Origin of the sequence: Sorangium sp. So ce295 (assembly GCF_051527405.1) — a bacterium.
GTDB classification, from domain to species: Bacteria; Myxococcota_A; Polyangia; order Polyangiales; family Polyangiaceae; genus Sorangium; species Sorangium cellulosum_B.
This window is the reverse complement of sequence record NZ_CP150324.1, coordinates 13,441,685-13,468,348: the sequence shown is the minus strand read 5'-3', so window position 1 is coordinate 13,468,348 and position 26,664 is coordinate 13,441,685. Positions and strand designations below refer to the sequence as shown.

Genomic DNA, 26,664 nt, shown 5'->3' with positions numbered 1-26,664 from the left:
GCGCGGGAGCAGGAGCGCCCATGGCACGCCGTCGCACGAGGGGACTCACGCTGGTCGAGGTGCTGATCACCGTCACGGTGATCGCGCTCATCAGCGGCTCGGTCATGCTCGGCATGGGCGCTGTCACGAGCGCGCGGCTGAAGCGGAGCGCGGCGCTGCTCGCGGGCGCCGTCCGGGTCGCGTACGCCCACGCGAACGCGAAGTCGAAGCCGGTGCGGCTCGTCTTCGATTTCGAGGAGCGGATGATCGTGCTCGAGGAATCCGCGGGTGAGCTGCTCGTCGAGCGGAACGACCGGGCCGGCGGCGCCGCCGCGGCGACGGAGGCCGAGAAGGCGGCCACGGCGGAGGCCGAGGCGATCCTGAAGGGGCCGCGCGCGCCGCGGCCCTCGTTCGAGCCGGCGAAGGCGTACGGCTTCAACCCCGAGAAGGACAGGCCGGGCAAGGAGCTGTCGAGCGGCGTGCGCTTCCTCCAGGTGGAGACCGGACACCAGGACGAGCCCGTGACCGAGGGGCGGGCCTATCTCTACTTCTGGCCCGGAGGCCAGACCGAGCACGCCGCGATCCAGCTCAGCCTGGGCGGCGGGGAGACCGACGACGCGGTGATGACGGTGCTCGTCTCGCCGCTGACCGGCAAGACGGAGCTCAGGAAGGGCAAGGCGAGCATGCCCAGGCCGCGCGACGACGCCGAGGCGTCGGAGCGCGAGGACACGGGGCTCTGATGCGCGCCCGCGGCTTCACCCTGCTCGAGGTGATGGTGGCGGTCGCCATCCTCGGCCTCGGGCTGACGGCGATCCTCTCCGCGCAGGCGGGCGCCTTCTCGGCCGCGGCGCACGCGCGGAACCTCAGCCTCGCGAACGGGCTCGCGCGCTGCAAGATGACCGAGCTCGAGGAGCGGCTCGCCAAGGACGGTCTGCCGGCGCTCGACGAGGCCGACAGCGGGCCGTGCTGCGAGGGCGACGAGTCGCCGAACATCAAGTGCAGCTGGCGCATCGAGAAGCCCGAGATGCCCGAGCCCAAGTACGGCGATCTGGACCTCGACACCAACCTCGAGGGGCTCGGGGCGCTCGGCAAGCCGGGCGAGTCGAGCGGCACCGCGGCCCCGAGCGGCGACATCAACGATCTCGCGCAATCGTTGGTCGGCGGCGGCGCGGGGGGCGGCGAGTCGGGCGGCGGGATCTCGGGGCTCCTGCAGCCGTTCGTCGACATGCTCGCGCCGACGCTCCAGCCCATCTTCGAGGCGAGCGCGCGGCGGGTGACGGTCAAGCTGACCTGGCAGCAAGGGTCTCGGGAGCACGCGTTCGAGCTCGTGCAGTGGGTGACGATCCCCCAGATGGGCCAGCCCGAAGAGGGTGCGGGCGGCCAGGGAGGAGGGAGTTGACCGTGGCGACGCGAAGGCCAAGCTCTCCCCGCAGGCGCCGCGGCCGCTCGCGCGCGGTGACCCTCCTCGAGGTCCTCGTCTCGGTCGGCATCCTGGCGCTCATCGGGACGCTCATCTACGGCGCGTTCGACGGCATGAGCCGCGCGCGCTCGGGCCTCTCCCGGATGGGCGACCGCTACCACCAGGGCCGCGCGGCGATCGCCCGCATCTCGCGCGAGCTCCAGACGGCCTTCCTGTCCAGGCACCAGCCGGCCGACAAGAACATCGTCGTGCGGCTCACCGCCTTCGCGGGGGACGACTCGTCCCCTGCGGACCGCGTCGATTTCACCGCGTTCGCGCACCGGAGGCTCCTCCGGAACGCGCACGAGTCCGATCAGTGCGAGATCGGCTTTTTCGGCGCGCGCGACCCGGAGCGCGACAGGCTCGATCTCGTGCGGCGAGAGGCGAGGACCATCGATACCGAGCCGACGAGGGGCGGAGTCGTCAACGTGCTCGCCGAGGACATCGAGAGCTTCAATCTCCAGTACCTCGACCCGATCACCGGGGAGTGGGTCGACTCGTGGGACTCGACGCAGCCGGCGGCGCAGCTCGACCGGCTCCCCTCGCAGGTGTGGGTGACGCTGGTCCTGAACGGCGGGCCCGGCGGGGAGCCGATCAAGTTCGAGTCGAAGGTGCCGCTCCCGATGCAGGTCCCCATCGCCTTCGGGGCCAACTGAGCCATGAGCCGCCCCAGGAGCCCCCTCGCCGAGGATCGCGCCGCAGAGAGGCCGCGCTCCAGGCGCGCACGCGCGCGCCGCCGCCTCCGGAGCCGGCGCGACCGGCGCGGCGTGGCGCTGGTCATGGTGCTCGGCGCGATCACGGTGCTCACCGTGTTCCTGACCGAGCTCCAGGAGGAGACCTCGACCGAGCTCTCCGCGGCGCTCGCCGATCGCGACGCGCTCCGGGCCGAGTACTACGCGAAGAGCGCCGTGAACCTGTCGCGGATGCTCATCGCCTCCGAGCCGAGCGTCAGCACGACGATCGGGCCGATGCTCGCGATCGTCGGGATCAGGGGGAAGTTCCAGGTGCCGGTCTGGAAGTTCACCGACATGTTCCTCGGCCCCTTCAACGCGCAGCTCGCCGCGAGCGAGGGCAGCGCGGCGCCGCCCCCCGAGGCCGCGGGCGAGGGCAGCGCGACGGGAAAGAACCTGGGGCTCACCGGCGGCGGCCGCTTCGAGCTCAAGATCGTCGACGAGGACTCGAAGATCAACGTCAACCGCGCCGCCGACGACGTGGGGGGTATCTCGGATCAGATCGCGGTAGGGAACCAGCTGCTCAGCCTGATGAGCGACGCGCAGTACAACACGCTCTTCGAGGAGCGCGACGGCGACGGCCAGTTCTCGGACCGCGCGACCATCTGCAGCGCGCTCATCGACTGGGCCGACCCCGGCGACCAGACGTTCGCCTGCGACGCGACGTCGAACGCCCCGAGCTCCACCGGCGCAGAGGACAGCTTCTACCAGACGGTCGGCCTCCCCTATCAGCGCAAGAACGCACCGTTCGACTCGGTCGACGAGCTGCGGCTGATCCGGGGCATGAACGACGACTTCTGGGCGACGTTCGTCGACCCGGATCCGAGCAACCCGGACAAGAGGGTCCTGACCGTCTGGGGCAGCCGGAAGCAGAAGGTGAACGTCTCGTCTGCGAACGCGCTGACGCTGCTCAGGCTCACGTGCACCGCCGATTTCGTGGATATCGCGACGACGACGCTCTGCAGCGACGTGAACCAGCAGTCGGCGTTCCTCACCGTGGCGTCGCTCGTGCAGAGCATGACCGGGGGGCTGCTCTTCCCCACCCCGAAAGATTATGTCGATGCGATGACCCAGAAGGCGGGCAGCTCGCTCGGGGGGATGCTCGGGCAGCAGTTCAAGGCGATGGGCGTGGAAGCGGTGAAGTTCAAGCCGAACGTCACGAAGTCCCTCGGCAACAGGACCAACTTCCTGAGCATCTACGCCGATGGCATCGTCCCGGGGAACAAGCGTGAGACGCGCGTGCGCGTCCATGCGGTGGTCGATCTCACGGGGGCGACGAAGCTCGACGATCCGGCCAAGGATCTTAAGGACCCCGCTCAGCCCAGCACCCCTCCGACGCCGGAAACGTACGAACAACAGGTGCGATCGAACCCTGCCGGGACGATCATCTACTATCGCATCGAATAGGACACCCCTCCGGGAAGAAGCGCGCAATGCACAGGCTGCTCGGGATAGATGCTGGAAAATCCGTGGTGCGGGCGGCGCTCATCCGCACCACGTACAGGAGGGTCTTCGTCGAGGCCCTCGGCGAAGCGGCCGTCACGGACGGCGTCTCCGAGGCCGAGGCCATCCGCGCCGCCGTGGGGCTCCACCGCCCCGACGCCGCGGCGATCGCGCTCTCCGGGGAGAAATCGTTCTACCGTCGCCTCGACCTGCCGGCGGCCGCGCAGAAGGAGGTCGAGAACGTCCTCGGCTTCGAGCTCGAGGCCACGGTGCCGTTCGAGATGGAAGACGCGGTCTTCGACCATCGCCTGCTGAAGCGGCCGCCCGGCGTGGAGACGCTGCCGGTCTTCGCCGCCGTCGCGCGCGCGGACGACGTGCGCGAGCGCATCGCCGTCGTGAAGGAGGCGCTCGGCTTCGAGCCGGAGCGGGTCGCGCTGGGCGCGGTGGCGCTCGCCAACCTCGAGGCGGTGATGCCGGAGCTCGCCGCGCCGTCGCCCGCCAGCGCGCCGGTCGCCCTGCTCGACCTCGACTACCTCACGTCCGAGATCGTGATCGTGTCCGGCGGCGAGCCGGTCTTCGCCCGGACGCTGTCGCGCGGGACGGCGGGCCTCCCCGGCACCGCGCCGGCGCTCGCGCGCGAGCTCCGCCAGACGCTCGCGGCGTGGCGCAACCTCGGCGGCGAGCCGCTCGCGGGGCTCTACCTGGTCGGCGGCGGCGCCACCGCGCAGGGCGCGGAGATGTTCCTGTCGACGCAGCTCGGCCTCACGATCCTGCCGCTGCCGACCCCTCGCATCGAGGGGCTCACGCCCGAGCAGGCCGCGGCGCTGCCCCGCTTCGCCAAGGCGCTCGGGCTCGCGCTCGGGCTGACGCCGAAGACCAAGGGGTTCAACCTCCGGAAGGGCGCGCTCGAGGCCGAGCGCAGCTACCCGTTCCTGCGCGAGAAGATCCCGATCCTCGCCGGCCTCGGCACCGTCATCGCGCTGAGCTTCGGGTTCTCCATCGTCGCGGAGCTGCGCACCCTCGACGCGGAGCGGGAGCTGCTCGCCGCCTCGCTCGCGACCGCCTCCCACGACGTGCTCGGCGAGGAGACGAGCGACCCGCAGAAGGCCCGCGAGCTGCTCGAGCAGGGCCCCGGCGCGGCCGACGAGGACCCGATGCCCCGCGTCGACGCCTTCGACGTCATGGTGCAGCTCTCGAAGGCCGTGCCGAAGGAGATCACGCACGACGTGCTCGAGCTCGACGTGAACCGCGGCCACGTGACCCTCCAGGGCGTCGTCCCGTCGGTGTCGGACGCGCAGATCATCGCGGATCACATGAAGGAGCACCGCTGCTTCCGCGACGTGAAGGTCGGCCGCACGAGCCAGTTCACGGAGGGCAAGCACAAGTACGTCCTCGAGCTGGATCTCAGGTGCGAGGACAAGACGAAGAAGAAGAAGACCGGCGCCGCCGACGCGGCCGAGAGCGCCTCGGCCGGCGCGCCGGAGAAGCCGGAGGGATCGCGATGACGCTCCGCGAGCGACTCGACAAGCTGGAGCCGCGCGAGCGCAGGCTCCTCACCATCCTCCTCGGATTCCTGGCGGTGCTCGTCCTCTTGCTCGTGCCGATCGGGCTCGCGAGCGTCGCGTCCAGCAAGCGCGCCGAGAACCAGGAGATCCGCGACCTGCTCCAGTCGATCTACGAGGCCTCGGGGAAGGTCAGCGAGCGCAAGGCGCTGAAGGACGCGCTGCTCGCGCGCTACGCGCGGCCGGCGCCCGCGCTCGCCGGCTTCATCGAGGACGCGGCGAAGCAGCAGCAGCTCACCGCCGCCGAGTCGCAGGATCGCCCCGACGTCCCGCACGGCAAGAAGTACACCGAGCGGATCACGGTGGTGAAGATGCACAGGATCGGGATGCTCGGGCTCGCCAAGATGCTCGAGCACATCGAAAGCTCGGGCCACCCGGTCGCGGTGACGAAGCTGAACCTCAAGCCGCGCGCCGGGGAGCCGGACTCCTACGAGGTCGAGCTCGGCATCTCCGCGTTCGACCGGAAGGGCGAGCCCCAGCCGGCGGCGACGCCCGCGCCGTCCGCGCCCCCCGCCGCCGAAGAGGAGCAGGAGCCATGAAGGCGCGGCTCATCAAGATCGCGAGATGGGCGGTCTACCCGCTCTTTTACCTCTTCTGTCTGGGGCTCTTCGGCTACCTGACGTTCCCCTACGAGCGGCTCAAGGACCGGCTGATCGCCGAGTTCGACCGCACGCAGCAGAAGAAGGGCCCGAGCCAGGCGCAGCGGCTCGAGATCGACGAGCTCGACTCGTACTGGTTCACGGGGGTCGAGATGAAGGGCGTGCGCCTCATCCTGCCGCCGGGCGAGCTCGGCACGAGCAGCAGGCCGAGCGGCGCCGCGGCCTTCGCCTCGGGCGACGCCGCCAAGGACAGCGCGCCGAAGCCGAGCGTCATCGAGATCGACGAGGCGCACGCGCGGGTGAAGATCCTGCCCCTCCTGATCGGGCGGATGCGGGTCTCGTTCTGGGCCAGCGTGTTCGGCGGCGAGATCGAGGGCGTCGTCCCGATGGGCCGATCGGGCGGCGACGTCCACGTCGAGGTCTCGGACGTGGAGCTCGCCAAGGTGGGTCCGCTCGGGGACATCCTTGGCCTGCCGATCGCCGGCACGCTGAGCGCGAACCTCGATCTCAGCGCGCCCGACGGCAAGTTCAACAAAGCGAACGGCGCGCTCGAGGTCTCGGCCAAGGAGGTCTCGGTCGGCGACGGCAAGACGAAGATCCAGGGGCTCATCGCGCTCCCGGAGGCGAAGCTGGGGGAGCTGCTCCTGTCGGCGGAGGCGAAGGACGGGGTCCTCAAGGTCACGAAGATGAGCGCGAACGGCCAGGATCTCGAGCTCGACGGCGACGGCAAGGTCACCATGCGCGAGCCGTGGAACAACTCGACGGCGGATCTCTACGTGCGCTTCAAGTTCACCGACGCGTACCGATCGAAGAGCGATCTCACGAAATCGCTGCTCGGCGCGCCGGGGTCGAGCGTGCCCGGGCTGATCGAGATGCAGCAGCCCAAGATGAAGCGGTCGAAGCGGGCGGACGGCTTCTACGGCTGGCACGTCCACGGCCCGCTGAAGCGGCCCCGGTTCGACCCGCACGCGGCCGAGTCGCCCGCCGCGCGGGGCCGCGGCACGCCGGGCGCGAGCCCGGCCACGACCACGAGGAAGCCCGGCGGCGTGAACATGCCCCTCGGCGCCTCCGAGGCCGCCCCGAGGGACGGCGAGGAGCACGAGCCCCCTGGGATGCCCCCGCCTCCGCCCCCGCCCTCCACCGAGGACGAGTCCCCCACACGCCCGCCGTCGCCTCCGCCCGTAGACGGCGAGGGCACGCCTCCCGTTGAATAGAGCGGGGCGCAGCTTCGTGCGACGAAGACGCGCCTCGCTCTAGGACCCGGACCCACGCTCCAAGGACTCGTTGATGGGGGATCCCAGCTGGCAGCAGAACCGGCGCGTTTTACTGATCGACGACGATCAGGCCATCCACGAGGATTTCCGCAGGATCCTCCGATCCGAGGCGGAGGGCTCGACCATCGCGGGCCTCCAGCCGACGCTGTTCCGCGAGCCGCCGGCCCGGCGACCGGTGAGGTTCGAGCTCACGTCCGCGACCCGCGGGGAGGAGGGGCTGGCGAAGGTCCGCGAGGCGCTGCAGAGCGGCGCGCCGTACGCGCTCGTGTTCGTGGACGCGCGCATGCCGGGGTGGGACGGCGTCGAGACGCTCTCGCGCATCTGGAAGGAGGACGGCGCCATCCAGGCGGTCCTCTGCGCGGCGGACGCGGATGACTCGTGGGAGGAGATCGCCGCCCGGTTCGGGCAGACCGACAACCTCCTCATCCTCGCCAAGCCGTTCGACCCGAGCGAGGTCCGCCAGATGGCCTTCGCGCTCACCGAGAAGTGGAACCAGCGCCGCGCCCTCGCCGAGGCGAACTACAAGGTGTCGACGCAGTACACCGTGACCAGGATCCTCGTCGAGTCGACGACGCTCTCCGAGGGCGTCCCGGCGCTGCTCGGCGCGCTCGGGGAGACGCTCGGCTTCCGGTTCGCCGCCCTGTGGCTCGGCGACGACGAGAGCGACGGGCTGCGCTGCGAGCACACCTGGAGCGCCGCGCCCGACGACGCGATCGCGCTCGAGGCGGCGACCCGGGGCGCGCGGTTCGCCCGCTACGCCGGGCTGCCCGGCCGCGCGCTCGCCCAGGGGGAGCCGACCTGGTTCAGCGACCTCGACGCCGAGGCGGACGACCCGCGCGCGCAGGCGGCGCGCGGCGCCGGCCTCCGCTTCGCGGTCGAGCTCCCCATCGCGGTCCGCGCCGACGCGCAGGTCGCGGCCGTGCTGGAGCTCATGGACGCCGAGCCGCGCGCGCCCGATCCGGGGCTGCTCGACGTCCTGCTCGCCGTCGCCGCCAAGGCCGGCCACTTCATCGGCAGCAAGCGCGTGGAGGCGGCCCTGCGCCGGAGCGAGGCGAACAACCGCGCGCTCCTCTACGCCATCCCCGACACGATCCTCCGGATCAGCAGCGACGGCATCTGCCTGGACTTCAAGGCCTCCCGGGACCCGAGGCCGTCGCTCCGCGCCGAGGATCTCCTGCACAGGCACGTCGCCAACGTGTTCCCCGCCCACGTCGCCGAGCAGATCACCGGCCTCGTGGCGCGAGCGCTCGCCGACGAGGCGACGCACGTCTTCGAGTACCAGGAGCAGCAGGCGGGCAGCGCGCGCGACTACGAGGTCCGGATCGCCGGCAGCGATCGGGCGGAGGCGGTCGTCATCGTGCGGGACATCACGGAGCGAAAGCGCGCCGAGGCGGAGACCGAGGCGCGGCGCGCCCGGGAGGAGGCCCTCCGGGCGCAGAACGAGATCCTCGCGGCGCTGTCGACCCCGCTCATCCCGATCAGCGACGACATCGTCGTGATGCCGCTCGTCGGCGCCCTCGACAGCCAGCGGACGCGCCGCGTGCAGGAGACGCTGGTCCGCGGCGTCGCCTCCCGCCGCGCGCACGTCGCGATCCTCGACATCACCGGGGTGCCGCGGATCGACGGCCCGTGCGCCGACGCGCTCCTCGGCGCCGCGACGGCGGTGCGCCTGCTCGGCTCGGAGGTGATCATCACGGGCCTGAGCCCCGACGTGGCCAGGACGCTCGTCGAGATCGGCGTCGACATGAGCGGCATCGCCACGCACAACACCCTGCAGAACGGCATCGCCTCCGCGATGACCTCCGCGAACGCGCGCGGACGGCGCCGGCGGCGCCGCGCGAGGTCGCGCGGGTAGCGGCCGGCGGGCCGATCTTGCCGGAGCGTCTCAGCGCTTGCTGGTCTGCGCGGCGTGCTTGTCGAGGGCGGCGAGGACGCGGTCGTAGTCGGGCGGCAGCGCGACCGGCGGGTTGGCGAGCCGGCTCGTGACGTCCGCGAGCGCGCGCTCGTGGTATTTCACCTTGAACTCCGTGAACTTGAGGCCGTTCGCTGTCGAGACCACGACGACCCGCTGGCGCTTCTCGACGAGGCCTTTCTTCACGAGCTTCTCCAGCGCGGCGAGGGCGACCGCCGTGTGCGGGCAGGTGTACATGCCGGTGCGATCGGCGCGGGCCGCCGCGTCGCAGAGCTCGTCCTCGGTGACCTCCTCCGCGACGCCGTCCATCGCCTTGAGGGCCAGCATCGCCCTCGGCGCGCTCACCGGGTTGCCGATCTGGATCGCGCTCGCCAGGGTCTCCCCCGCCTTCATCGGCACGACCTCGCTCCGCCCCTCGGACCACGCCTTGAAGAGCGGGTTGGCCCGCGCCGCCTGCGCCACGCAGAGGCGCGGGAACCGCGTCGTCAGGCCGAGGTCCTTCAGCATCTTGAAGCCCGCGTAGAGGGCGTAGGCGTTGCCGAGGTTGCCGCTCGGGAGGATGACCCAGTCGGGCAGCGTCCAGTCGAACTGCTGCACGATCTCGATGGCCACGGTCTTCTGGCCCTCGAGCCGCAGGGCGTTCATCGAGTTCGCCAGGTAGACGACGCCCTCGGCCGAGAGGCGCTGCACGATGGCCATGCAGCCGTCGAAGTCGGTGTCCAGCGAGAGGACCAGCGCCCCCGACGCGATCGGCTGGACGAGCTGCGCCGTCGACACCTTGCCCCGCGGCAGCAGCACGACCACGGGCAAGCCGGCCGCCGCCCCGTACGCCGCGAGCGACGCCGAGGTGTCCCCCGTCGACGCGCACGCGATCGCGCGCACCTCGAGGCCCTCGCGGATCGCCTTGTTCACCACCGAGACGAGCACCGTCATGCCGAGGTCCTTGAACGACCCCGTGTGGCTGTTGCCGCAGAGCTTCACCCAGACGTCATCGAGCCCGAGCGTCTTGCCGTAGCGGTCTGCCCAGAACAGGTTCGAGCCGCCCTCGTCCATCGACACGATGGCCTCGTCCGGGACCTCGGGCGCGACCCACTCCCGCTTGCCCCAGACCCCGGAGCCGTAGGGCCACACCGTGCGCTTGTAGCGCTCGTCGAAGAGCTTCATCCACGTCGCGGGGCTCCGGTCACGGAGCGCGTCGATGTTGTGGGCGACGTCGAGCAGGCCGCCGCAGGTGGGGCAACGGTAGAGGGGCTGCGTCAGCGGGTAGCTGCCGGGGCAACCGGCGAGGCATCGGAATGCAGCAGAGTAGGCCATGGCAATACGGATCTCCTGGGTGGCGGGAAGCGCCCGCGGGAGGTGGTGTCGGTTCAGTCGAAGCGTGGGGCTTCCATGCCGAGCCGCCTATAGAAGTAGATCGCCGCGTTCCTGGCAAACGATCCCTGCGGGAGATAGACGTCGCCGGGCTCCCGCAGCGGCTCGTCGGCCGAGAGCGGCCCGTCCCGGTCGCCGGCCAGCCGCTCGAGATCCTCGAGGAACGCTTCCATCGAGGGATAGCGGTTGTTCGGGCTCTTCCGGATCGCCTTCAGGATCACGGACTCGAGCAGCGGATCGAGGCTCCGGCGCTTCTCCGAGGGGCGGGGCGGCGGGGTCACGAGCTGCCGGGCGAGGAGCTCCGACTGCTCCGAGCGCGGGAACGGGAGCTCCCCGGTGAAGGCCCGGAACATGACGACGCCGAGCCCGTAGACGTCGGTGCGGGCGTCGGGCAGGTCGCTCACGACCTGCTCGGGCGCCATGTACTCGAGGGTGCCCACGGCCGTGCCGGTCGCCGTGATGAGATCGGCGGCCTGGATCTTCGCCAGGCCGAAATCGAGCACCTTGACCGCGTACGGGTCGCCCTGCGGGCCCACGAGGTAGATGTTGTCCGGCTTCACGTCGCGGTGGATGATCCCGGCCCGGTGCGCGGCGGCGAGCCCGGACGCGGCCTGGGAGAGCACCGGGATGGCGAGGTCCGCGTCCATGCGGCGCTCGCGCCGGAGCCAGTCGCCGAGCGACTCGCCGAAGAGGTACTCCATCACGAGGTAGGGCGCGCCGTCTTCCGAGCGCGTGCCGGCGTCGAGCACCCGGACGATGTTCGGGTGCCCGATCGTCGCAGCGCTCTGCGCCTCGCGCACGAACCGCTCGCGCGTCCGCTCCGCCCGGGCGGCGAACTCCTCGAGGACCTTGATCGCGACCGGCTGGCCCGTCTCGATCTCGACCGCGAGGTAGACGCGCGCCATCGCCCCTTTGCCGAGGTAGCCGCGCACCTCGTAGCGCTCGCCAAGGAGGGTCCCGCGCAGCCGGGTCGGCTTGTACCGGAACAGGTCGACGCGCCGGCCCTCGGTGAGCTCCGCGCCGTCGTAGGGGCAGAACCGATGGCCCGCGTCGTACTCCCGGTGGCAGCGCGCGCAGAACATGGCCCCGCATCGAATAGCGCCCCGCGCTCCGGCCACGCAAGCCCGCTCGGCGGGCCCCACCGCGCTAGCCGCTCTAGCCCGCCTTGCGCGGCGAGCGCCCCGTCAGCTTGGTGTACGCGTGATAGCCGAGCCAGCGGAGCGGCTCGGGCGGGACGCCCCGGAGGGGGGCCATGTAGAACGGCAGATCCCGCCACCGCGCGTCGTCGCCCGCGTAGATGTCGCAGAGCACGCGGCCCGCGAGGTTGGCGAGCGTCACGCCGTGGCCGCTGTAACCGAGGGCGTAGTACACGTTCCGGTGCTCGCCGCGCACCCCCATGCTGCAGAGCCGGCTCATCGTGATGCCGAGGGTGCCCGTCCAGCGGTGCGCGATCCGCAGCCGCTCGGCCGCAGGGAAATAGCCTGTGAGCCGGCGCCGGATGGCCTCGAACGCCGGCCCTGCCGACTCGGGTGTGCCCGGGTAGGAGGTCTTGTTCCCATAGAGGTAGGCATACGCCGCGTTGCTGCCCCCGCCGAACACGAGCTCACCGGCGGGCGTCATGCTGGCGTACGCGATCCGGTCGCGGTCGTCGCTGAAGCCGGCGACCTGCCCCCAGCCGAGCGCGGCGCGCGCCTCGGCGTCGAGCGGCTCGGTCGCGATGACGTGCGAGTGCAGCGGGAAGATGCCGGTCTTGAAGTAGCCGAGGCGCGGCGTGTAGCCGTTGGTGGCGAGCACGATGGCCGCGGCCCGGACGACGCCGCCCGGCGTTGTCAGCTCGATCGTGCGCCCCTCCCGGATCCCGAGCACCGGCGTGTCCTCGTGGACGGCGACCCCCCACGCGGGCAGCAACGGGCGCAGGCAGCGCAGCAGATCGACCCCGTTCAGCTGCCCCTCGGTCGCGTCCAGCACGGCCCCGGCCCCGCCCTGGATCCCGAGCCGCCTCGAGAGCGCCGCGCTGTCCAGGTACTGTAGCGAAATGCCCCAGCTGGCCAGCTGCTCCACCCGCGCGTGCGCCGCCTCGGCCCGGCGCGCGTCGGTGAGCACCTCCATGCATCCGTCGCGGCGGTGGCGCACAGGGAGGTCGTGCTCCTGGATCATCCCGACGATGCCGTCGATCCCCGCGCGTGTCGTCTCGTACACGCGGCGCGTGAGCTCCGGATCGCGAGAGCCCACCCCGTTGATCCAGTTCAGCATCATCCCCCCGTTGCGCCCGCTCGCGCCGTTCGCGAGGTGGCGCGCCTCGAGGATCATGACGCGGAGGCTCGGAAACCGGCGGATTAGATGGTATGCGGTGGAGATCCCGGTGAAACCTCCCCCGATGATGGCCACGTCGGCCGTCGCGTCCGCGCGCAGCGGAGGGACGGGCTCATAGACGGGGCCCGCCTCGTTCCACACGGAGCGCGCGGAATCGATGTGTGTGTGCGTGTGCGTGTACGTGTCAACGAGCGCTGCACGAGCCACGATGATCACCTATCAGAGGGATGCGCCTCTGGCACCATGAACCCCGGGAGCCCTGCTTGAAGCGACGTGTCCGGCTCTGCATGAAGGATCTCTTCCACCAGGACGTGGTGGAGATGATCGAGCGCGAAACCCGCAAATACCAGATCTGGTCCATCGAGGATCCTTCCGACCCGGACTTCGACGCGGCGTATCAGATCCTCTGGGACTGCTTCGGTCCTCATGGAGAGATGGAGCGCAAGGAGGCGATCGAGGCGTTCCTCCGCGACGACCCGTTCACGCCCGAGCCGTCGGGCACGTACATGCGCTACTTCCTGCTCGTGGCGCGAGACGCGGACGGAAAGGTGCGCGGCGTCCGCGACGGCACCGTGCTCATCAATCCGGCGTACGCCCCGGACCTCTGCGTCATCTACCTCGCTCATATCTTCATGATCCCCGAGGCGCGCGGGACGGTGCTGTCGTACTGGCTGCGCATCTCGCCGGTCGAGCTCGCCATGCAGTACCTCACCGACCTGCACGCGATGGGGAAGATCACGCTCCCCGCGCCGTCGGCCCCGGGCAAGTACTTCGGGATGAACGTCGATCTCGCGGCCGAGGTCGAGTACTTCACGCCGGAAGAGCGCCTGTCGTGGCAGCGCATCCTGTTCTACGGCCGAGGCGGGTTCGACGCGATCAACCCGCGCCACTTCCCCTACCGCCAGCCCGACTTCCGCGATCCCGAGGTGATCCGCGCGACCGGCAACCAGCCGTCTCCCTTCATGGTCCTCGTGCGGCGCATGGGCCGCGAGCGGCAGGCGCAGCTGCCGATCGACGAGGCGAGGGCGCTCATGCGGCTCCTGTACGACGACTTCGCGGATCACTGCGCGCCGCACCTGCTCGAGAACAGCCTCCAGCTCGTCCTCGACCGGCTGGAGGAGCGGGCGAAGCGGAAGAGCTTCGTCGAGCTCTTGCCGCTCCCGACCGGGCCCAGGGATCTGCACCGGCTGAAGCCGCTCTTCCGGTACAACGTGTTCACGAAGTACTATCCGGACAGCCCCGACATCCGCGGTTACCTGAAGAACAGCGGCATCCGCGAGAGGCTGCTCGCGAACCCGCGCCACCTCGACGAGGAGCTCGCCCGCATCGCCCGGGAGCTGGAGACCCGTCCGCCCTTCGTCTACGGGAGCCGGGACAAGACCGCGACCTGGGAGGGCAACCCGCTCTCGCCGGGCTCGGAGCCGATCCCGGACGGGGCCGACGCGGGCGAGATCACCCGCGATGTGCCGGCGCCGGCGTCGACCCTGCCGCCGCGGTGATCCCCCGCGGCGCCGGGATCACCGCGCCTCAGGCGGGCGGGCGGTGTCGCCGCTGCCGGGGCCGGCCGTCGCGGCCCGCGCGCGCAGGGCGCCCGCGCGGAGCCTTTGCACGGCGGCGGAGGCGGCCTCGTGGGCGTCGAGCGCGCCGCGCAGCACGAGCGCCCGCCCCTTGGCCGCGGCGGCCTCTCCCAGCGTCCCGTCGAGCACGCCCTCGGCGAGCCGGACGAGCGGGCCGATCTCGGCGAGGTTCCGCGCGAGCGCCCGGGCGTCCGTGGCGAGCCCGGACGCCGCCTCGCAGGGCGAGGCGCTCGCGATGGCCGCGGCCTCCTCGCAGAGCTCCTCCGCGACGGGGCCCATGTCGCGCCAGCACGACACGGCCGCGCGCAGGCTGGCCGGCGTGACGTGCGTCGCGCGCGACGCGTGCGGTGCGTGCGACGCGTGCGACGCGTCGATCCCGCGCGCCGCGTCGACCCGCGGCCCCGCCGTCGCCGCCTGCGCCGCGGCGATGACGGGCGAGAGGGCGAGGAGCGCGCGCTCCAGGGCGCGGGTGGCCTGCTCGACGCGGACGAGGCGCTCCTGCACGTCGGCGCTGGCCAGCGGGGCGTCGCTCAGCGTGAGCGCCGAGAGCCGGCCGGAGACGTCGATGGCGAGCTGCTCGAGGGCGCCGACGATGCGCTGGTCGAAGCGGCGCGGGACGACGTCGAGCACGCAGAGCGCCCCGAGCACGTGCCCGTGCGCGCGCACCGGCACGCCCGCGTAGGCGCGGATGCCGTAGCTCTCGACGAGCTCCTTCGGGACGCGCTCGTCGCGCAGCGCGTCGTCGACGATGAGCGGCACCTCGTCGAGCACGACGAGCTGGCAGAAGGAGTTGCTCCTCGACGTCGCGCAGCTCACGGCGAGCTCGAGGGGGAGCCCGTGCTGCGCGCGCAGGAGCTGGACATGGCGCACGAGCAGGCTGACCACGGCGATGGGCGACCGGGCCAGCTTGGCGGCCCGCACCACGCAGGCGTCGAGGATGGCGTCCGCCTCGGCGCGCAGCACGGCGCCGCGCAGCTCGGCCAGGCGGACAGGGTCGTTCAGGTCGGCCATCGCGCGATGCTACCTTGCCTGGCGGGGCGCGGGTCGGCCGAGGTCACCGGTCACCCCGCGCGCGCCGCCGCTTCCCTCGCCCGCACCGCCGCGATGAAGGTGCGGAGGTGCACCTCGACCACCCGGCTCACGTCGGGCGTGTACCCACCCGCGAGCACCCACGCGATCGGGACGCCCCGCTCGAGCGCGGCCCGGAACACGATCTGGTCGCGCGCGTGGAGATCGTCGTGCGTCAGGTCGAGCGGCGAGTACGGGTCCTCGCGGTACGGGTCCGCGCCGGCCTGGTACAGGATCAGGTCGGGCGCGGCGCGGTCGATCGCCGGGCCGAGGTGCCGCTCCAGGATCTCGAGGTAGGCGGCGCCGCCGCTCCCGTTCGGGACCGGGACGGACCAGCAGTTCTCGGTGTCCGGGGCGCGCTCGCCCTCGACGTCCCGGTGCGCCTTGTTCTGCTTGTACCAGCTGCCGTAGATGGAGAGCTGGGACGCCCAGGGGCGCGACGCGAGCAGCGAGGCGGTGCCGTTGCCGTAGTGGAGGTCCATGTCGACCACGAGGCCGCGGCGGATGCGCCCCTCGGCGCGCGCGCGCTCCAGCGCGACGACGAGGCCGTTGAAGGTGCAGAAGCCCTCGCCGTGGCCCTCGTGCGCGTGGTGGAAGCCGCTCGCGAGGTTGCCCGCGACGCCGTCCTCGAGGGCCGCAGCGGCGGCGGCGACGCAGCCGCCGTTCGTGAAGCGCACCGCCCCGGCGAGCGCCGGCGACCACGGGAGCTTCTGCGACTCGGCCAGCGCCCGGGGCTCGCCGGTCGCGATCGCCTGGACGTACCCGGGCGCGTGGACGCGCAGGAGGTCCTCGTCACAGGCCGCCTCGGGCTCCTCGATGCGCACGGGCAGGCCGCTCCGCTCGATCGCCTCGCGCACGAGGGCGAACTTGCGCATCGGCATGACGTGCTCGCCGATGTCCGCGAAATAGCGCGGCGTGTGGAACACCCGGATCGGCGGCGAGGCGGCGGCGTCCGAGGTCACTTGCAGACCGACTCGAGGTGATCGAGCGCCTCGCCGACGTGGCGCGGGGCGAAGATCAGCGCCGGCCGGAAGCGGAGCGTGCGGTCGCCCGAGCCGCCCACCTCGAGGCCCCGGTTGCGTAGCGCGGTGAGCGCCGCGTCGCGCCGGGCGGCGTGGGGGAAGTCGACAGCGGCGAAGGTGCCGCTGCCCCGGGCGCCCGAGAGCACCGCGGGGTAGCGCCGGCAGAGGTCCTCGAGGCCGGCGACCAGGCGCTCGCCGGTCGACCGCGTGTTCTCGAGGAGCCGGTCGCGCTCGATGACCTCGAGGATCACCTCGAGCTGCGCGCCGCGGAGCGGGTCGCCGAGCCAGGTGTTGAAGACGCGCAGCGGCTCGATCGGCGCGAGCTCCTCGCGGCAATAGAAGCCGCCGAGCTGCATCTTCTTGGAGAACGTGACCATGTCCGGCGGCTCGGGCAGGTCCCACGCCTCGTGCGCCCAGAGCGCGCCGGTCCCGCCGCCGCAGGTCTGCACCTCGTCGATGATGAGCGCGACGCCGCGCTCCGCGGTGAGGCGGCGGAGCGCCTGGAAGAAGGTCGGGCTCGCGTGGCGGTCGCCGCCCTCGCCCTGGATCGGCTCGACGATGACCGCGGCGACCTCGTCCGGGTGGGCGTCGAGCGCCGCCTCGACCGCCTCGAGCGAGCGCGCCTCGGCGGCGCGGTTCTGCTCGGCGTGCGCCGCGAGAGGGAAATGGCTCGCGGGGAACGGCGCGACGGGCCAGTCGAACGCGGGGATGTCGAGCTTGTGGATCGGCTTGCTCCGCGTCGCCGAGAGGGCGCCCATGCTGCGGCCGTGGAAGCCGCCATCGAAGGAGAGCACCTTGAAGGCGTTCACGCCGGGCTGCCGGTTGAGCATGCAGGCGGCGAGGTCGCCGTCGCTCGGCTGCGCGCCGCCGCGCCGGCGCCGGGCGAGCCGGATGAACGCGGCCTTGAGCGCGTTCTCGACCGCCTCCGCGCCGGTCGTGAACGTGAAGACGCGCGTGTGCCCCTTCGGCGCGACGCGCATCAGCGTCTTCTCGACGAGGTCGACCCACTCGGGCGCGGGCGCGACGCCGAGCGCGGAGCGGTAGCCGGCGCACCAGTCGAAGCGGCCGCTGCGCCACGCGGCGAGCAGGTCCGGGTGGTTGTAGCCGATGGGCACGGCGGCGATGTGCCCGTACACGTCGAGCAGCACGTTGCCGTCCACGTCGACCATGTAGTTGCCCAGGCTCTTGCGCGCGTCCTGATAGAAGTGGATCGGTCGCGCGTCCTGGTAGCGATGGTGGCGGGCGCGGAGCGCCTCGGACGCAGGCCCCGGGATGGCGGTGCGCATCGAGGCGCGCTCGGGCTCGCCGGGGATGGGCGGAGAGATGTGGGTCGGGGCGTTCATGGTCGGACTCCAATGCAACGGGGGCGGCGGAGCGTCACGCGGATCCGTCGGTCGCGACGGCCGCCTGGACGCGCACAACGATCGATTTCGACGCGGGCGTGTGGCTCTTCTCGGCGATGCTGCCGAGCGGCACGAGCACGTTCGCCTCGGGGAAGTAGGCCGCGACGTTGCCGCGGGGGATCGTGTACAGCACGACGCGGAACGCGCGCGCGACGCGCTGCCCGTCGGAGAAGCGGCTCGTGACGTCGACGAGGTCCCCCTGGGCGAGGCCGCGCTCGGCCGCGTCCTCGGCGTTCATGAACACGACGCGGCGCCCGCCCCGGACGCCGCGGTAGCGGTCGTCGAGCCCGTAGATGGTCGTGTTGTACTGGTCGTGGCTGCGGATCGTCATCATCAGGAGCTCGCCCGGCTCGAGATCGTGCCGCGGGAGCGGGTGGATCACGAAGTTCGCCTTGCCGGTCTCCGTGCGGAACTCGCGCCGCGCCGCCGCGTTCGGCAGGGCGAAGCCGCGCGGGTCTCGGATGCGCGCGTTGAAGCCGTCGAACCCGTCGATCGTGCGCTCGATGAGATCGCGGATCCTGTCGTAATCGGCCGTGAGCTCCTCCCACGGCACGCGCGAGCGCGCGCCCAGCGCCGCGCGGGCGAGGCCCGCGACGATGGCCACCTCGCTGCGCAGCAGCTCCGAGGCCGGCGGGAGGCTGCCCCGCGAGCTCGAGACGACGCCCATCGAGTTCTCGACGGTCACGAACTGCGGCCCGCCCGCCTGCGCGTCGCGCTCGGTGCGGCCGAGGCAAGGCAGGATGAGCGCGCGCCTTCCCGTCACGAGGTGCGCCCGGTTCAGCTTGGTCGAGACGTGCGCTGTGAGGTCGCACCGGGCGAGGGCGCGGGCGGTCAGCGCCGTGTCCGGCGTGGCCGAGAGGAAGTTGCCGCCCAGCGCGAAGAAGACGCGGGCGCGCCCCTCGGCCATCGCTGCGATCGCGGCGACGGTGTCGAGCCCGTGGCGGCGCGGCGGGGAGAAGCCGAAGTTCTGCTCGATCCGATCGAGGAGCTCCGCGGGCGGGCGCTCCCAGATGCCCATCGTCCGGTCGCCCTGCACGTTGCTGTGCCCGCGCACCGGGCACGCGCCCGCGCCGGGCCGCCCGATGTTTCCGCGAAGGAGCAGGAAGCTCATCACCTGCTGGACGTTGGCCACGCCGTTCTGGTGCTGCGTGAGGCCCATGGCCCAGCACGCGATCGTGCGCTCGGAGCGCATCGCGATCTCGGCCGCCGCCCGGATCCGGTCGCGCGGCACCCCGCTCTGCGCGACGATGTCGTCCCAGGGCGCGCCGCGCACGGCCTCCGCGAACGCCTCGAAGCCGTGGGTGTGGCCCGCGATGAACGCGCGATCGAGCACGGCGCCCGGCCTCCGCGCCTCCTCCTCGAGCATCTCCTTGATGATCCCGGTGAAGAGCGCGACGTCGCCGTTGATGCGCACCTGGAGGAAGAGCGTCGAGAGCGGCACGCCCGAGCCGACGAGATCGAGCGGGTGCTGCGGGTGCTGGAAGCGCTCGTTGCCGGCCTCGGGGAGCGGGTTCACCGTCACGATCTCGCACCCGCGCAGCCGCGCCTCGCGCAGCGCCGAGAGCATGCGCGGGTGGTTCGTCCCCGGGTTCTGCCCGACGACGAAGATCGCGTCGGCCAGCTCGAAATCGTGGAGGGATACGGTCCCTTTGCCCACGCCGATGGCCTCGCGCAGGCCGACGCCGCTCGACTCGTGGCACATGTTCGAGCAGTCGGGCAGGTTGTTCGTCCCGAGCTCGCGCACGAAGAGCTGGTAGAGGAACGCCGCCTCGTTGCTCGTGCGGCCCGACGTGTAGAAGACGGCCTCGTCCGGCGAGCCGAGCGCGCGCAGCGACGAGGCGACGACGTCGAGCGCCTCGTCCCACGACACCGGGCGGTAGTGCGACGCGCCCTCGTCGAGCAGCATCGGGTGGGTGAGCCGCCCCTGCTTGCCGAGCCAGTGGTCGGACTGCCGCGAGAGCGCCTCGACGCTGTGCTCCCGGAAGAACTCGGGCGTGACGCGGCGGAGCGTCGCCTCCTCGGCGACCGCCTTGGCGCCGTTCTCGCAAAACTCCGCGACCGAGCGATTCTCCTCGGGCTCGGGCCACGCGCAGCCGGGGCAGTCGAAGCCCTCGCCCTGGTTCACGCGGAGGAGCGTGCGCACGGCGCGCGCGACCCCCATCTCGCCGACCGCGTGCCGGAGCGTCGCGCCGACCGCCGGGAGCCCGCCGGCCGCCGCGCTGCGCTCGCCGATCCTGGGCGCCTCGGGCTCGAGCGGCGGCTCCGCCTGCACGTCGCGCGGCGCGTCGCGGGCCGTCACGACGCGGCCTCCGCCGGGACCGCGACGGGGACCTCGACGCGCTCCCGGCCCGCGTACACGTTGAACCGCCCTTCGCGCGCGAAGCCGACGAGCGTCATCCCGTGCGCCGCCGCGAGCTCGGCGGCCAGGCTCGAGGGCGCGCCCACCGCGACCATCACGGGGATCGAGGCCCGGAGCGCCTTCTGCACGAGCTCGAACCCGGCGCGCCCGCTGACCATGAGCACCGCGCCCGGGTCCGGCAGCCGCCCGGCGAGCAGCGCGGCGCCGATCAGCTTGTCGACGGCGTTGTGGCGCCCGACGTCCTCGCGGAGGTCGGCGAGCGCGCCGCTCGCGTCGAAGAGGGCCGCCGCGTGCAGCCCCCCGGTCCGCCCGAACACCGCCTGCGCGCCGCGGAGCCGCGCGGCGAGCCCGTGCACGACGCCCGGCGCGAGCCGGGGAACGCCCCGCGCGAGCGGCGAGGGCGGCGCGAGCGCCGCGACGTCGATCGACGCCTTGCCGCAGACGCCGCAGCTCGCGCTCGCGACCGCGAGAGCCCGCTCGGTCCGGCCGAGATCGACGATCACGTCCTCGCCGAGCGTGACGCGCACGAGATCGCCCGAGGGGCCGAGGGCCTCCTCGACGGCGACAACGTCGGCCGCGCGGGAAATGACGCCCTCGGCGAACAGGAGGCCGACCGCGAGCTCGCGGTCGTTGCCGGGCGTGCGCATCGTGATGCCGAGGCGGCGCCCCTCGCGCCCCGCCGCACCGCTGGCGCGCGCGACGACGACGATCTCGAGCGGCTCCTCGACGGCGAGCAGATCTTCGGCGTCCGAGGCGATCTCGCCCGTGATCGTGCGTATCGAGACGTTGGCTGTGCTGGACGGCATGGCGGGGTGGTTCCGGGCTCCGTCATCCTAGCCTGCTGCGCCCAGGAGAGCAGGCCGCTCCAGAGGATGTGTTCGATGGTCTGCCGGCGCGGGCCGATGAGGCGGCGTCGAGACGGCGATGGTGCTGCTATCCTCCAACCGACGGGACGATGACAGGAGGAGAGCCGGATGGAAGATTGGATCGTCGCGCGCCCGGGCCTGCTCGGGGGCAAGCCCTGCATCAAGGGCACCCGCATCAGCGTCGAACTCGTTCTGGATCTGCTGGCGAGCGGCGCGACACGTGAGCAAATCCTGGAAGCCTACCCGCAGCTCCCGGCTGAAGGGCTCTCGGCGGCGCTGCGGTACGCGGCGCGCTCCCTGAAAAACGAGGTGGTCTGGGAGGTGAAGATCCCTGCATGAAGCCGCTCGCGTTCCCGCTACTCGCGGACGAGAACATCCATCGTGAGGTGGTGCGTGCGCTCGTCCTTCGGGGCAAAGACGTCCGTGCGGTGCTCGAAGAGGGAATGGGCGGCAGAGATGACATCGACGTCCTGCGCCATGCACACGGCCAAGGTCGTGTCGTTCTGACACACGATGGTGATTTCGGAACGCTCGCTTACCAGTCCGGCGAACCGCTCGTGGGCATCATCTATTTGAGACCTGGGCACATCTCACCGACGTTCGTGATCGAGATGCTCGAAGCGATCGAGGCCAGCGCAGCGGACGTGGAACCGCCGTTCGTGCTCGTTGCAGAGCGGAAGGACGCGCTGGTGCGTGTTCGGGTCCGGTGTCTTCGACCGGAGCGATGACGAGGGCAGCTTTCAGATGCCTTGAGGCGGCCAGAGATTCCTGGCGTCGAGCGCCGTCGCTGCCCGAGCGCCCGAGCCCTCAACCCCCCCACGCCGCGCGGAGCCTCTCGAGCTCCCGCTCCGGCACGTCGAGCGGCGCCTTGCCGCGCCACGCCGGCGGGAACAGCGGCATCACCGCGCTCCGGAGCACCGGCGCGAACCCCGCGACCTCCGCCGGCCCCCGCGGGATCCGGATCAGGGGCACGCGCTCGCCCGGGAACGCCGCGAGGCGCGCGAGCGCGTTCTCGCGGATCGGCGCGAGCTCGCTCGGGCTCACCTCGCGCGCGTGGACGGCCTGGTAATGGCGCAGAAACGACTCGGCCCGGGCGCGGGGGATGTCGTCGCGCTCCTCCTCGCCGACCTGGCGCACCACCGCGAGCAGCGGCAGCGGCACGGGCGTGACGCCGAGCGCCGCGGTGTCGCGAAAGTCCGGCTGCGCGTACGGGAGCACGTCCGGCGGGACGATCGCGAACCCCGCGCGCCCGTACGCGATGAGCCGCACCACCGTGTCGCGGTCGTCCGTGTCGACGGCCTCCATCTCCGCGGCGAGCATCACCTCCGCGCCGTCGCCGCCGGCCCCCTGGCCCCCTGTGAGCCCCGCGCCCTCGATCGCCCGGCGCGCGAGCGCGACCGGCGCCGCGCGCAGCAGGGCGGCGAGCCCGGTGCGGCGGAAGGCCGGCAGGACGAGCGCGTGCGACAGGAGCGCCACGCAGCGCCGCGCCGCGCGGTCCAGCGTGACGTAGCAATCGCGCACGCCGGCGAGGTGCCCCTCCGCGTCGCGCGCGAGCAGCAGGTGGTACGTCGCCGTGATGGGCGCCCCCGCGTCCGTGTGCGCCCCGGTGAGCCACGCCCAGAGCACCTCGCGGCGCTCGAGCTCGCCCTTCGGCCCGAAGACCGCGTCGAGCGCCCGGTAGCCCTCGTCGAACGCCGCGCCGTCCTGCGCCTCGTCCACGGAGAACTGCGCGAGCGCCCGCGCGACCTTCTCCGGCCCCTCCCCCGGGCAGACGTCGCGCGGATCGACGATCATCCGGCCATCTCGCGCAGCACCGCGTCGAAGACGCCGATCGCCTCGTCGACCTCCGAGACCGTCGTGATGAGGTGCGGCCGCAGCCGGACCGAGCGCGTCCCCGTGTAGCTCGCGAACACCCCGCGGCGGAGCGCGCGCGAGAGGAAATCGTCGCGCGCCGCGGTCGTCGGCAGATCGAACGCGAGCAGGAAGCCGCGGCCGCGCGGCTCGCTCGCGAGCGCGGGGTAGCGCTCGCAGAGCTCCTCGATCCGCGAGAGGAAGTGGCGGCCCGTCGCGCGCACGTTGCCGAGCAGGTCCTCGGACTCGATCGCGCGGAGCGTCGCCAGCGCGATCGCGGACCGCGCGCGGTCGCCGTTGCGCGTCTGGTACATGCGCCCGAACTGCGCGACGTCGTACGCGCTCGTCGCGAAGAACCCGCCCATCTGCATCTTCTTCCCGAAGCACATGAGATCGGGCGGGCGCGGCAGCTCGAGCTGCTCGTGCGCCCAGAGCGTGCCGCTGATCCCCATGCCGGTCTGCACCTCGTCCAGGATGAACGCCGCGCCCGCCTTCCCGGCGAGCTCCTGCGCGCGGCGGAAGAAGGCCGCGCTCGCGTGCCGATCGCCCCCCTCGGACTGCACGGGCTCGACGATCAGGGCGGCCACCCGGCCGCCGTGCGCGTCGAGGATCCGCTCGAGCGCGGCGAGGGCCTCCGCCTCGGCGCGGTCGTTCTCGTCGGCGAAGCGCGCCAGCGGGAAGCGGCTCGCGGGGAAGGGCGCCGTCGGCCAGGGGAACGCGGGCAGGTCGGCCTTGTGGATCACCTTCGAGTGCGTGGCGGACATCGGCCCGAGGCCCCGGCCGTGGAACGCGCCGGCGAACGACACGACCACCGCGTCGGTGCCCGCGTTGTCGAGGATGCTCTTCTGCAGCTCCTCCGGCAGCTCGAGCGGGTTCCTCGGCAGCCCGGCGGCCTCCCGCCGGCGCTCGCCGTGCCGGATGAACGCCGCCTTGATCGCGGACTCGACGCCCTCGCCCCCCGCGTCCACGCAGAAGACGCGCGCCATGCCGCGCGGCGCGAACCGCTGCTCGAGCGCCTCGACGAACTCGAACCAGGCCGGCGTCGTCACGAACGGCGTCGACGTCGGGTTCGCGACGGCGCGGATGAAGGCCTCGCGGTGCGCCACCTCGACCAGGGCGGGGTGGTTGTAGCCGAGCGCCCCGAGCGCGAAGTTCGCGAACAGGTCCAGGAACACGTTGCCGTCCACGTCGACGAGCGAGCACCCGCGGCTCGCGATGTCGTCCATCACGACCGCGCGATACCTCGACTGCATGTCGAAGCCGCCGCGCGCCATCCAGGCGCGCGCCTTCGGCCCGGGCAGCTCGGTGACGACTCTTCGCGGAGGGACGGACGGGAGCGTGGGGCGATCGGAGAAATCCATAGGCAGCGCGAGTATCCCGCACGCCGGGGCGCGTGTCATCGCCGCTTGCCGCGCCCGGGTGCGCGGGTTTACGACGGGGGCATGGGTGACACGCGCGAGACGGTGAAGAGCCTTTGGATCGACAACGCCGAGAGGGAGGCGCTCTCGGGCGAGACGTTCGAGACCGCGAACCCCGCGACGGGCGGGGCGCTCGCGCGGCTCGCCCGCGGCCGCCGCGAGGACGTCGACGCCGCCGTGGCGTCCGCGCGCGCGGCGTTTCCGCGCTGGGCGGCGATGGATCCGAACGAGCGCGCGCGCATCCTGTGGAAGGCGGGGGAGCTGATCCTCGCGCGGTGCGAGGAGCTTTCGCGGCTCGAGGCGCTCGACACGGGCAAGCCGATCACGGCCGCGCGGACGATCGACGTGCCGCGCACGGCGGACACGTTCTTCTACTTCTCCGGGTGGGCGACGAAGCTCGGCGGCGAGACGATCCCGGTGCGGGGTCCGTTCCTCAACTACACCGTGCGCGAGCCGCTCGGCGTCATCGGCGCGATCATCCCCTGGAACTTCCCGCTCTTGCTCGCGGCGCGGAAGGTGGCGCCCGCGCTCGCGGTGGGCAACGTGGTGGTCGTCAAGCCGCCGGAGGAGGCGAGCCTCACGACGCTGGAGCTGGCGCGCATCCTCGCGGAGGCGGGGGTGCCGCCGGGCGTCGTCAACGTCGTCACGGGGCACGGCGAGGAGGCGGGGGCTGCGCTCGTCGAGCACCCGGGCGTCGCGAAGATCTCGTTCACGGGCGGCACGGAGACGGGCAGGACGATCATGCGCGCGGCGGCGGGCACGCTGAAGAAGGTGTCGCTGGAGCTGGGCGGCAAGAGCCCCAACATCGTCTTCGCGGACGCGGACGTGGAGAGCGCCGCGAAGGCGGCGGTGACGGCCATCTTCTACAACCAGGGCGAGCTCTGCACGGCGGGGAGCCGGCTCCTCGTGGAGCGGTCGGTGCACGACCGCGTGCTGGAGGTGGTCACGAGCGGCGCGCGCCGGCTGGTCCCTGGTGATCCGCTCGATCCGTCGACGCAGATGGGCCCCCTCGTCTCGGAGGCGCACTTCACGAAGGTGCTCGGCTACATCGACCGTGGCGCGGCCGAGGGGGCGCGCCGCGAGACCGGCGGGCGCCGCGAGGGCCCGGGGTTCTTCGTCGAGCCGACGGTATTCTCGTCGGTCTCCCCGTCGATGGCCCTCGCCCGCGAGGAGATCTTCGGCCCCGTGCTGGCGGTCCTGCCCTTCGACGACGTGGAGGAGGCCGCGCGCGTCGCGAACGCGACCGAGTTCGGCCTCGCGGCGGGCATCTGGACGCGCGACGTCGGCAAGGCGCACGCGCTGGCCGCGCGCCTCTCGGCGGGCACCGTCTGGATCAACACGTACAACCGCTTCGACGCGGCGAGCCCGTATGGCGGAACCAAGCAGTCCGGCTTCGGGCGGGAGAACGGCCGCGCGGTGCTGGACGAGCTGACGCAGCTCAAGTCCGTCTGGGTCTCTCTCAGCTGAGCGGGACGCATCGGCGCTGACGACGCGCCCCGCTCTCGTCTCCTTCTCCCGTCCTCGCCTGCAGCCGACTACTTCGGCGGGGGCGCGGCCTCCTTCGTGCCAGGGGCCGGGGGCTGCGCGCCGCCCTGGGTCCCTGTCGCTCCCGCGCCCGCCGGGCCGAGCTTCTGCGAGAGTGCCTCCGCGTCCTTCAGGTGCTTCTCGATCGTCGGCCGGAGGTCCTTCTCGACCATCGCCTTCAGATCGGCGTTCTTCGCGTTCGGCAGCGCCTTCCTGTCGAGGAAGTCGAGCGTGTTCTGGTGATCCTTGATCATCGTGGCCACGAACTGCTGATCGAAATCGGCCCCTTGCAGCGCCTTCAGCTGCTCGAGCGCGCTTTGCGTCTCCTCGGTGAGCTGCTTGCTCTTGTCCGAGTCCGCCGCCGTGATGCCGAGCTTCTTGACCAGCTTGGCCTGCTTCGCCTTCGCCTCGGTGTGGTGCTGGGCGATGACCTTGGCATAGGCCTTCACGTCCTTGCTCTTGGCCTTCGTCTGCGCGAGCTGGGCCTCGTCGATCTCCTTCTTGTTCGAGGCGTCGAGCACGGCGAGGATCTGCTCGTCGGTCAGCGGCGCCTCGGCCGGAGCGCTGGGCGTCGTCCCCGGCTGCGTCGTCCCCGCCTGCGGCTCGGTGCCGGGCGGCGGAGCCGGCGGCGTCGCGGGAGGGGTCGCCTCCGGCAGCGGCGGGGCGGCGGTCGGGGCCGGCTGCGGTGGTGCTTCGTTCGTGCTCGGGCTGCTCGCCGGGGGCGTGTTGGAGCAGCCGACGCCGACAGCGAGACCGATCGTCAGGACGAGAGCGTTGCGCGATGCAACCATGGGTAAAGACCTCCTCACGTGGATTCGAGTGCCGGCCCCCGTGCAAGATCCGGTGCACGGCACGGGCGCCCCCTTTTCTCCCGGATCCACGCGACTGCTCCCCTCCCCGCTGTGGCAAGTTGCCACGGGAGTGAGCGAATCT

Annotated in this window: 23 protein-coding genes; 12 read left to right on the top strand and 11 right to left on the bottom strand. The window is 72.1% G+C overall.

The genetic code is table 11. From position 1 onward, the window contains the following. The first annotated feature begins 20 nt into the window (after window positions 1–20). The 8 genes from WMF11_RS50895 (at window position 21) to WMF11_RS50860 (ending at window position 8,902) form a co-directional block, all read left to right on the top strand. Complete coding sequence (locus WMF11_RS50895) at window positions 21–719, top strand: pilus assembly FimT family protein (protein ID WP_437296927.1); 699 nt, start codon at window positions 21–23, stop codon at window positions 717–719. Next, on the top strand, window positions 719–1,378 hold the full coding sequence (locus tag WMF11_RS50890; protein WP_437906264.1) for a type IV pilus modification PilV family protein: 660 nt from the start codon (window positions 719–721) through the stop codon (window positions 1,376–1,378). Before WMF11_RS50895 ends, WMF11_RS50890 begins: the two co-directional genes overlap by 1 nt. A 2-nt stretch (window positions 1,379–1,380) precedes the next feature. Continuing rightward, complete coding sequence (locus tag WMF11_RS50885) at window positions 1,381–2,094, top strand: type II secretion system protein GspJ (RefSeq protein ID WP_437975913.1); 714 nt, start codon at window positions 1,381–1,383, stop codon at window positions 2,092–2,094. A gap of 3 nt (window positions 2,095–2,097) precedes the next feature. Further along, the gene (locus tag WMF11_RS50880) at window positions 2,098–3,576 is read left to right on the top strand and encodes a general secretion pathway protein GspK (RefSeq protein WP_437975912.1); all 1,479 of its coding nucleotides are present in this window, start codon (window positions 2,098–2,100) and stop codon (window positions 3,574–3,576) included. Window positions 3,577–3,602: 26 nt separating this feature from the next. After that, the gene (pilM, locus tag WMF11_RS50875) at window positions 3,603–5,117 is read left to right on the top strand and encodes a type IV pilus biogenesis protein PilM (RefSeq protein WP_437975911.1); all 1,515 of its coding nucleotides are present in this window, start codon (window positions 3,603–3,605) and stop codon (window positions 5,115–5,117) included. Then, window positions 5,114–5,713, top strand: a complete 600-nt coding sequence (locus WMF11_RS50870; protein ID WP_437975910.1) for a hypothetical protein — start codon at window positions 5,114–5,116, stop codon at window positions 5,711–5,713. Before pilM ends, WMF11_RS50870 begins: the two co-directional genes overlap by 4 nt. Continuing rightward, window positions 5,710–6,987, top strand: a complete 1,278-nt coding sequence (gene gspN / locus WMF11_RS50865; RefSeq protein WP_437906259.1) for a type II secretion system protein GspN — start codon at window positions 5,710–5,712, stop codon at window positions 6,985–6,987. The genes WMF11_RS50870 and gspN overlap by 4 nt, the downstream gene beginning before the upstream one ends. Before the next feature lie 73 nt (window positions 6,988–7,060). Beyond that, the gene (locus tag WMF11_RS50860; RefSeq protein ID WP_437975909.1) at window positions 7,061–8,902 is read left to right on the top strand and encodes an STAS domain-containing protein; all 1,842 of its coding nucleotides are present in this window, start codon (window positions 7,061–7,063) and stop codon (window positions 8,900–8,902) included. A 30-nt stretch (window positions 8,903–8,932) separates the two neighbouring features. On the opposite strand, the gene thrC is transcribed toward WMF11_RS50860, so the two are convergent. From thrC to WMF11_RS50845, 3 genes are all read right to left on the bottom strand, one after another. Then, window positions 8,933–10,273 (bottom strand): threonine synthase, encoded by a 1,341-nt coding sequence (gene thrC / locus WMF11_RS50855; RefSeq protein ID WP_437548186.1) that lies wholly within the window; start codon window positions 10,271–10,273, stop codon window positions 8,933–8,935. A gap of 53 nt (window positions 10,274–10,326) precedes the next feature. Beyond that, window positions 10,327–11,412, bottom strand: a complete 1,086-nt coding sequence (locus WMF11_RS50850; protein WP_437975908.1) for a serine/threonine-protein kinase — start codon at window positions 11,410–11,412, stop codon at window positions 10,327–10,329. Between the two features lie 73 nt (window positions 11,413–11,485). After that, window positions 11,486–12,850: an NAD(P)/FAD-dependent oxidoreductase gene (locus WMF11_RS50845; RefSeq protein WP_437975907.1), complete on the bottom strand. Its 1,365-nt coding sequence runs from the start codon at window positions 12,848–12,850 to the stop codon at window positions 11,486–11,488. A gap of 56 nt (window positions 12,851–12,906) precedes the next feature. Here WMF11_RS50845 and WMF11_RS50840 point away from each other — a divergent pair, with 56 nt between their 5' ends. Continuing rightward, a complete protein-coding gene (locus WMF11_RS50840) occupies window positions 12,907–14,142 on the top strand; it encodes a hypothetical protein (RefSeq protein ID WP_437975906.1) in 1,236 nt (411 codons plus the stop codon). Between the two features lie 18 nt (window positions 14,143–14,160). On the opposite strand, the gene WMF11_RS50835 is transcribed toward WMF11_RS50840, so the two are convergent. The 5 genes from WMF11_RS50835 to WMF11_RS50815 are packed head-to-tail and all read right to left on the bottom strand — an operon-like array spanning window position 14,161 to window position 20,878. Next, window positions 14,161–15,231 (bottom strand): GAF domain-containing protein, encoded by a 1,071-nt coding sequence (locus WMF11_RS50835; RefSeq protein WP_437975905.1) that lies wholly within the window; start codon window positions 15,229–15,231, stop codon window positions 14,161–14,163. A 50-nt stretch (window positions 15,232–15,281) separates the two neighbouring features. Next, window positions 15,282–16,250 (bottom strand): histone deacetylase family protein, encoded by a 969-nt coding sequence (locus tag WMF11_RS50830; RefSeq protein ID WP_437975904.1) that lies wholly within the window; start codon window positions 16,248–16,250, stop codon window positions 15,282–15,284. Then, complete coding sequence (locus WMF11_RS50825; protein ID WP_437906254.1) at window positions 16,247–17,653, bottom strand: aminotransferase class III-fold pyridoxal phosphate-dependent enzyme; 1,407 nt, start codon at window positions 17,651–17,653, stop codon at window positions 16,247–16,249. Before WMF11_RS50825 ends, WMF11_RS50830 begins: the two co-directional genes overlap by 4 nt. Before the next feature lie 34 nt (window positions 17,654–17,687). Continuing rightward, entirely contained in the window at window positions 17,688–20,012 is a 2,325-nt protein-coding gene (locus WMF11_RS50820) for an FdhF/YdeP family oxidoreductase (RefSeq protein ID WP_437975903.1), read from the bottom strand. Then, window positions 20,009–20,878: a formate dehydrogenase accessory sulfurtransferase FdhD gene (locus WMF11_RS50815; protein WP_437975902.1), complete on the bottom strand. Its 870-nt coding sequence runs from the start codon at window positions 20,876–20,878 to the stop codon at window positions 20,009–20,011. The genes WMF11_RS50820 and WMF11_RS50815 overlap by 4 nt, the downstream gene beginning before the upstream one ends. Window positions 20,879–21,046: 168 nt before the next feature. Here WMF11_RS50815 and WMF11_RS50810 point away from each other — a divergent pair, with 168 nt between their 5' ends. Together WMF11_RS50810 and WMF11_RS50805 are read left to right on the top strand one after the other, a co-directional pair. Next, window positions 21,047–21,277: a DUF433 domain-containing protein gene (locus WMF11_RS50810; RefSeq protein ID WP_437906251.1), complete on the top strand. Its 231-nt coding sequence runs from the start codon at window positions 21,047–21,049 to the stop codon at window positions 21,275–21,277. After that, window positions 21,274–21,666 (top strand): DUF5615 family PIN-like protein, encoded by a 393-nt coding sequence (locus WMF11_RS50805; RefSeq protein WP_437906250.1) that lies wholly within the window; start codon window positions 21,274–21,276, stop codon window positions 21,664–21,666. The genes WMF11_RS50810 and WMF11_RS50805 overlap by 4 nt, the downstream gene beginning before the upstream one ends. A gap of 79 nt (window positions 21,667–21,745) precedes the next feature. On the opposite strand, the gene WMF11_RS50800 is transcribed toward WMF11_RS50805, so the two are convergent. Together WMF11_RS50800 and WMF11_RS50795 are read right to left on the bottom strand one after the other, a co-directional pair. Next, entirely contained in the window at window positions 21,746–22,732 is a 987-nt protein-coding gene (locus tag WMF11_RS50800; protein WP_437975901.1) for a hypothetical protein, read from the bottom strand. Beyond that, a complete protein-coding gene (locus WMF11_RS50795; protein ID WP_437975900.1) occupies window positions 22,729–24,150 on the bottom strand; it encodes an aminotransferase class III-fold pyridoxal phosphate-dependent enzyme in 1,422 nt (473 codons plus the stop codon). The genes WMF11_RS50800 and WMF11_RS50795 overlap by 4 nt, the downstream gene beginning before the upstream one ends. 81 nt (window positions 24,151–24,231) lie before the next feature. Here WMF11_RS50795 and WMF11_RS50790 point away from each other — a divergent pair, with 81 nt between their 5' ends. Continuing rightward, on the top strand, window positions 24,232–25,674 hold the full coding sequence (locus WMF11_RS50790) for an aldehyde dehydrogenase family protein (RefSeq protein ID WP_437906247.1): 1,443 nt from the start codon (window positions 24,232–24,234) through the stop codon (window positions 25,672–25,674). Between the two features lie 68 nt (window positions 25,675–25,742). Here the strand turns inward: WMF11_RS50790 and WMF11_RS50785 are convergent, their stop codons facing one another. After that, entirely contained in the window at window positions 25,743–26,522 is a 780-nt protein-coding gene (locus WMF11_RS50785) for a DUF4142 domain-containing protein (protein ID WP_437975899.1), read from the bottom strand. Window positions 26,523–26,664: the final 142 nt, after the last annotated feature.